Raw genomic sequence first — 1,647 nt, 5'->3', positions numbered from 1 at the left:
GGCCGGCGAGACGGCGGCGGGCAGCACGTCCAGGGCGCGACAGACCGCGCGGATGTGCTCCTCCCCCACCGCGCCGGCGGCGACCGCCCCGGCCAGGTTGGGCAGCTCCGGCTCCACCTTCGGCCCGGTCAGCGTGCGGCGCGGCGTGATCCGGGCGGCGGTGCGGCAGCGGCGGGTGATCTCCCGCGGGGTGATCCGCAGCCGCGCCCACAGCGCCGAGCGCACCGAGGCCAGCGACCCGTCGTCGTCGGGCGGGTCGGCCAGCTCACCGAAGATCCGGTACGTGAAGCCGCGGTTGGCGCGCTCCTGGGTCTCCAGCCGCTCGGCCACGTCGACGCGAAAGGCGTTGCCCACCAAGTCGGACGGCGTCGCCCGCAGCAGTTGGTGGGCAGTGTCGATGGCATCGAGGGCCGACATGATCCGGTCCCGCGCCTGCTGCGGAGTCATGCTCGATGCCATACCCCGAAGGTAGGAACACACACCGACACCGGCGCCGGTCGTAGCCGGGCACGGACCCGGCCTGTGCACGGAAGCCGAACTGGGGATAAACGGGCCGGGGATAAACGGACTGAGGATAAGCCGCCCTGAACAAACCGGACCGGGGATAACCAGAAATGGCGATGACTCGACGGCGCCGGGGTGGCATCATCGACGTCATGACGATCACCGGCCGGGGCCGACGCCGCTCCCATCCTGCCGCCGTGGTCACTCCGTGGGCCACCGACGGCGAGCCCGCGATGACCTATCAGCCGACCAGGTCAACCGTCGTGTCGCCCGCCGCCAAACGCTGAGCCAAGCGCCAAGCCGAACGCCAAGCCCGGCAACCGTTCCCGGCCCCGATCGACAGCAGCCGCATCGGCCTGTCCGGGCACCCCCAAGACCACGACACGTGGCGCAGCCGCGCGGACCAGAGAAGGAAGACCACACCATGTTCCCGGTAGCCCTGTCCGGAACCGACAACGTCGCGCTGTGGGCCGACGAACGCGACGTCGAGCCGGCCGCCCTCGACCAGCTGCGCAACATCGCCGCTTTGCCGCCGGTGCAGAAGGTCGCGGTGATGCCCGACGTACACCTGGGCAAGGGGGGCGACGGTGGGCTCGGTGATCGCGATGCGCGACGCGGTCTGTCCGGCCGCCGTCGGGGTGGACATCGGCTGCGGGGTGAGCGCGGTGCTCACCTCGCTCACCGGCGACGACCTCCCCGACGACCTGGGCCCGCTGCGGTCGGCGGTAGAGGGCACTGTCCCGGTCGGCTTCCACGCCCACGCCAACGCGGTCGATGTCGCCGGGATCGGCCTCCCCACAAGCGCATTCGCGTCCCTATGGCAGCGCTCCAAGGAGCTGCACGCCGACGTCGGCACCGCCCTGAACACCAGGGCGCATCGCCAGCTGGTCCGCACGTAGGGTCTGCCGTGCCGCGGTCTCGCGGCGGTGCAGCCTCGGTAGTGCTGTGGTGTTGAGTTTTCGCAGACACGGCTGGCGGTGCCGAGGTGCCTCACGTAGAAGTGAGCGCGAAGGGTGAGCTGGTGCCTCACGCATGGTGAGCGCGTGGGGGGCCTGCACTACTTCACCTTGGTCAATCGGTTGATTGACGGTTGCAATGCTGCCAGGTCGACGTGGCGGGAGGCGGCGAGGACCTCGGTCTTCG

Annotated in this window: 3 protein-coding genes; 1 reads left to right on the top strand and 2 read right to left on the bottom strand. The window is 70.6% G+C overall.

All coding sequences use genetic code 11. The features are described from left to right. Together AC2VNT_RS10245 and AC2VNT_RS10240 are read right to left on the bottom strand one after the other, a co-directional pair. On the bottom strand, positions 1-459 hold a 459-nt coding region (locus AC2VNT_RS10245), incomplete at its 3' end, for a DUF222 domain-containing protein (protein ID WP_486946749.1). Between the two features lie 286 nt (positions 460-745). Beyond that, positions 746-1,072 (bottom strand): hypothetical protein, encoded by a 327-nt coding sequence (locus AC2VNT_RS10240; RefSeq protein ID WP_486946748.1) that lies wholly within the window; start codon positions 1,070-1,072, stop codon positions 746-748. 19 nt (positions 1,073-1,091) lie between these two features. Here AC2VNT_RS10240 and AC2VNT_RS10235 point away from each other — a divergent pair, with 19 nt between their 5' ends. Then, positions 1,092-1,403, top strand: coding sequence for an RtcB family protein (locus tag AC2VNT_RS10235; protein ID WP_486946747.1), 312 nt, complete (start codon positions 1,092-1,094; stop codon positions 1,401-1,403). Positions 1,404-1,647 lie beyond the last annotated feature (244 nt).

The sequence above is a fragment of the Mycobacterium sp. TH-M15 genome (assembly GCF_057473705.1).
The sequence above is the reverse complement of the archived record's forward strand: the minus strand, read 5'-3'. Positions and strand labels throughout refer to the sequence as shown.